General features: G+C 58.0%; 2 protein-coding genes. Both read right to left on the bottom strand.

Translation table 11 applies throughout. The features are described 5' to 3' along the window. Positions 1-3,538: 3,538 nt before the first annotated feature. Positions 3,539-4,375 (bottom strand): ankyrin repeat domain-containing protein, encoded by an 837-nt coding sequence (locus ACFSQT_RS34625; protein ID WP_379026518.1) that lies wholly within the window; start codon positions 4,373-4,375, stop codon positions 3,539-3,541. Between the two features lie 607 nt (positions 4,376-4,982). Continuing rightward, the gene (locus tag ACFSQT_RS34620) at positions 4,983-5,213 is read right to left on the bottom strand and encodes a hypothetical protein (RefSeq protein ID WP_379026516.1); all 231 of its coding nucleotides are present in this window, start codon (positions 5,211-5,213) and stop codon (positions 4,983-4,985) included. Positions 5,214-5,351: the final 138 nt, after the last annotated feature.

Genomic DNA, 5,351 nt, shown 5'->3' with positions numbered 1-5,351 from the left:
GCGTCCACTGACACGGGAAGAGGGAACCCTCCACGCTATGATATGAGATTACATAAAATCGCCTGAAGGATATCCCTCCGCGTCCTCCAGCCATGTCACGAGGTCGTGGCCGTTGAGATGGAGGCAGATCGAACCGCGACGAAGTACAGGTCGTGCTGCGGCTGGTGATGGCTTCCGCAGCGCCTAGGAAGTCGGACAGCCCGGCCTCATTGGTGACGACACTTCTCCGTCGATGATGCGCTCTCGACTCGAGATCCGCAAGCGGCCTTGGGCGAGGTCGCTGTCCAGTCGAGGCTCGGCAGGGTGAGAATGCGCACACCGCCGGCATCATCTTGACGATCTGGGAACGTACCCGTCGAATTCACCTCATGATACCAGCCCTCGCCTTCGGGAGTTTTTCTCAACAGGGTAGGCATCGAGGCTCGTGAACTTCAAATGCTCCCCCGGCAAGCTTACGTCATGAAAAACGCCCCGCAACTCGAATTTGATCTTCAATACCGCAGGATTGCCTTCCGTTTCCGTTAGCGGTTAATGAAATACTTCGCCGCGACTAAGCATTCGCACTAAAGTCAGTCCTTTAGCAGCGTGCCAAGTCCTCCCGCGCCTTGGAGATGCCAAATGCGCATGTCGTTGCTCTTTCATTCCACTACGCTCCACAGATCAGATTGTGCATGCCTCTGCGATTCACGACGGCGCCACGAAGGGGCGAGGTTCGCGGCGATTACGGCAGCGCTCGAAGCATGTCGGCGTTGATGAGAGCGACGGCAAAGCGATCATTCCACATATCTTGGGTCAAGGGTGGCATTTGTGCGGCGGCAAATTTGCTTCCATTGAACGCGGCGCCAGTCAAACGCGCCCCGAGGCCGCTTTGGGCCTGCCTGCCCACTCATGCTGGCTTTGGCAAAACGCAGGATCGATTTGATCAATCTGTTGCTGGACGTGGGAGCAAATCCAAATTAGCACCGCGTCCGCGAAAACGCCCTCATATTGCGTCGGATCCGGTTGCCTCGATTGCGTGGAGGGCCCTCGTGGGCCGGCGCTGGACGTTGAATGCGAAGAAAAAGGACGGAAGACACCGCTACATCTGGCAAAATTCACGGGGCAACGCGATGTCGCTGGCTATCTCCTAGCACGGCGTCGTCTTGCCCACCACCTGCTCGATCTCGATGAAGTTGGCTACTGGCGATGTCGGAAAAGGCCGAACCTACTTCAACCGACTGTGCGCCGGAGTGCCACAATTGCCGGAGCCACAGGGAGGGGACCAAGACGGGGCCGAACTTGTGGAGTGTCGTCGGCCGCGATAAGGCCTCTATGGCAGAAAATGCGTTTCCCGACGCCTTGCTCGGCTGGGAAGGCGTGTGGACGTACGGAGGATCTGAAAAGATATTCTTCGGACAATGCCTCACCACGCGGGCGTTTACATGGAGACGCCTGGTGTTCCGGCGAGACGGAACGAATAGACGTAATTGCCTACTTGCGCAACTCAGTGACAAACGATCCGCTGCCCAGAAACCCTAGCCCCTCCCCAAAGGAGGGACCCCGACTCGGTAAGGAATGGGTAGACGGGCGCGAAACGGCCCGCCTAGGGCTGTTCAATATGACTCGCTAACAGATGGCTCGTTGCCATTCCCGCGTCGATGACGTTCACGAAAGTGGACTGGTTCATTTAGGGACTTCGTAAGTAATCAGCGGCAATTAATCTGGTGTCTCTTGAAAAAACGTAAAACCGTGATCCGTATATGGGCGACGGATTGGCTCAAACGTAACGTTGGACTATGCGCGCCCAGGAGGAAGCCCTGAACTGACGTCAGGGGACCGCGCCAGAAACGGGCAGCTTTTGATCAGCCCCGGCCGGTGGCGAAAAAATCGGATTTGGCCCAGCACCCCAGCTATACTAGGACCAAGGCGGACAAATGCCTGTCCGCGCCTGTTCGGTTGTCATCTGCCCGGCGGATTGCGGCGTTGCAGCTCCTCACCGCGCAAGTGTATCACCGGTCCCCGACGGTCCTTCGGCCATTGATTCAAGAATACGACGCCTCCCGACACCGAGTTGAGTGGGGTTCACGGTCTTGGTCTTAACCGCACGGGGCAAGGAAAGCCAGATGGTCATTGTTACCTCCCTGGGGTTGCAAGGTGATTCCGCTCACAACCACCGCGCACACGAAGCTCCCGAGTTCAGCCCAGTGTCAGACCTCAAGAGGTCTTGAGTTGACTCATATGAGCAGGACCGCAGTATGAATACTGCTCGAATCGTGCTGAGAGGGCCACCTGCGACAGTGCTCACGGAAACGCTGCTGGGCGCTGTGGTCTGGGCTGATACGGACATCAAGTTTCGCTCAAGCTGTTGTCGCGGGGCGAAGTGATAGCGCGCTCGCACGCTTTCCGGCCTTAAGAACACACCCCAACGGAAGACCCGCAGCCGACTGACTTCCGTATTGCCCACGAAGACAAGTCTGTCCCAGGATAGTCGCACGCCTTCATTAGACAGAGTGGGACCAAACACACCCTCCGTATGTTTAGTGTTGAGAGAGATCGCCAATGACAAGTGGCTCCGTCATGTCACACTGTTCGTAGGGCGTTCGACATGGGAACAGCTTGTCGTCGTGTGACGGAATCAGCGGCTGGTCTTCCTTGGGGTTTCTGTGTTTTTTTTGTTCTTAAGCCGGAAAGCGAGCGCGATACAATTCGCCCGCAAAGATTGCGAACGTTCCGATCAGCCAGACCACCGCCAGCAAGCGTTCCGTGAGCACGTCGCAGTGGCCTCAGCACTTCGTCTACTGCGGCCTGCATCAGATCAACTCAAGACCTTGGTCTGACTGGGCTGAACGTCGGGAGCTTCGCGCGGTGGACGCGGATCAATCAACTTGCAACCCCAGGGAGGTAACAAATGACCAGTCTGGCTTTCCTTGCCCCCGTGCAGGTTAAGACCAATGACGTGAGACGCGACATCAACTCGGTGCGGGAGGCGCTCGTATTCTTCTGGAATCAATGGCCGAAGGCCCGTCGGGGACGGTATACAGCTGGCGGTGAGTGAGGAGCTGCAACGCCGCAATCGCGGGCAGATGACAACCGAACAGGCGCGACAGGCATTTGTCGGCTTTGCAGGATAGCTGGGGTGCTGGCCAAATCCGATTTTTCGCCACCGGCCGGGGCTGATCAAAAGCTGCCCGTTTCTGGGCGCGGTCCCTGACTTCAGTTCAGGGCTTCTCCTGGGCGCGCATAGTCCAACGTTACCGTTGAGCCAATCCGAATCGGCCCATATACGGATCAACGGTTTACGTTTTTCAGAGACCCAGATGAATTGCCGCTGGAACTGTACGAAGTCCCTATAAGGAACCAGTCACTTTCGTGAACGTCATCGACGCGGGAATGGCAATCGAGCCATCTGTTAGCGTCATATTGAAAGCCATAAGGCGGGGCCGTTTCGCGCCGTCTACCCAGTCTTACCGAGTCGGGTCCCTCCGCTTTTGGGGAGGGGCGAGGGTTCAGGGCAGCGGGATCGGTTTGTCACTGAGTGTGCGCAAGTAGGCAATTACGTCTATTCGTTCCGTCTCGTCCGGAACACAGGCGTCTCCATGTAAACGCCCGGCGTGGTGAGCATTGGTCCGAAGAGATATCTGTTCAGATCCTCGTACGTCCACACGCCTTTCCAGCCGGAGCAAGGCGTCGGAGTAACGCATTTTTGCCATAGAGGCCTTATCGCGGCGACGACACTCCACAAGTTCGGCCCCGTCTTGGTCCCTCCCTGTGGCTCGGCACTGGGGCACCCGGCGCACAGGCGGGTGAAGTAGGTTCGGCCTTCTCGACATCGGCAGTAGCCAACTTCATCGAGATCGGAGCGGGTGGGCAAGACGACGCCGTGCGATAGGAGATAGCCAGCGACATCGCGTTGCCCCGTGAATTTTGCCAGATGGAGCGGTGTCTTGCCGTCCTTTGTCTTCGCATTCACGTCAGCGCCGGCCTCGACGAGGGCCTTCACGCAATCGAGGCAACGGATCTGACGGCAATATGGAGGGCGTTTTCGCGGGCGCGGTGCGAATTTGGATTTGCGCCCCCGTCCAGCAACAGATTGATCAAATCGATCCTGCGTTTTGCCAAAGCCAGCATGAGGGCAGGACCCAAAAGGGCGCGTCGGGGCGGCGTTGACGTCGGCGCCGCGTTCAATGAGCAATTTTGCCGCCGCAAATTGCCCACCCTTGACCGCAAGATATAGTGGAGTCGCTTTGCCGTCGCTCTCATCAACGCCGGCACCTGCGTCGAGCGCTGCCGTAATCGCCGCGACATCGCCCTTCGTGGCGGCGTCGTGAATCGCAGCGGCATGCACAATCGGGATCTGTGCGAGCAGTAGTGGAATGAAGAGCAACGACATGCGCATTTGGCATCTCCCAAGGCGGACGGGAGGACGTGGCACGCTGCGAAAGGACTGCAGTAGTGTAGTGCGAAGTGGATGCTTAGTCGCTGCCAAGTGTATTTCAGTAAGCTCGCTAACGGAACGGAAGCGCATCCTGCACGGTCAATTTGAATCTCAAATCAAGAGTTGCGTGGGCGTTTTCATGCAGATAAGCTACTGCAGCGCGTGAGGAGCAGGTGGAAGCAGGTTGGAGTTCATCCGAGCCTCTGATGGCCTAGACTGGTGGACGAAACCTCCCGAAGGCGAGGGCTTGCTGCTTACACTGAGTGTGCAGCAATTCGACGTGGTATCGTTCCCAGATCGTCAGGATGCCGGCGGTGTGCGCATTCTCACCCGCCGAGGCCTCGACTGGACAGCGACCTCGCCAGGGCCGCTGCGGATCTCGAGGTCGAGAGCGCCATCATCGACGGAGAGTGATCGTCACCAATGAGGCGGGGCTGTCCGACTTCGAGGCGCTGCGGAAGGCCATCACCAGCCGGCAGCACGACCTGTACTTCGTCGCGGTTCGATCTGCTCCATCTCAACGGCCACGACCTCCGTGACATGGGCTGGGAGGACCGGGGGAGATCCTTCAGGCGATAGTCCCGAAGCCGGCCGGATCCAATTCAGCCAAGCTCTGCCCGGAGATGCCAAAGCCATCTTCGATCTGGTCGACAAGGCCGGACTTGAGGGCATGGTACGGAACGATACGGGAAGCTTTCTCATTTTGCCCACGAAAACTCAATGAAATCAACGATTTTAGACGCCCTCGTGTGTTCGGCATCACCGCTTGCGCGAACGCTTGATCAGCCGCCAACTGCACTCGTCGTCATCTTCCTCGCTCCTGTTTCCACGCCGCTCCGGAGCACTGGCCCACCTTCCGCGTCGGCAATGCCAGCTTCCGGCGCGGCCCTCGCCTGCAAAAGCAGAAACACCACTGTCATTCGGCTGCTTGCTTCTG

It is taken from the genome of Mesorhizobium calcicola (genome assembly GCF_042682105.1).
In the GTDB taxonomy this organism is placed as follows: Bacteria; Pseudomonadota; Alphaproteobacteria; order Rhizobiales; family Rhizobiaceae; genus Mesorhizobium; species Mesorhizobium calcicola.
The sequence above is the reverse complement of the archived record's forward strand: the minus strand, read 5'-3'. Positions and strand labels throughout refer to the sequence as shown.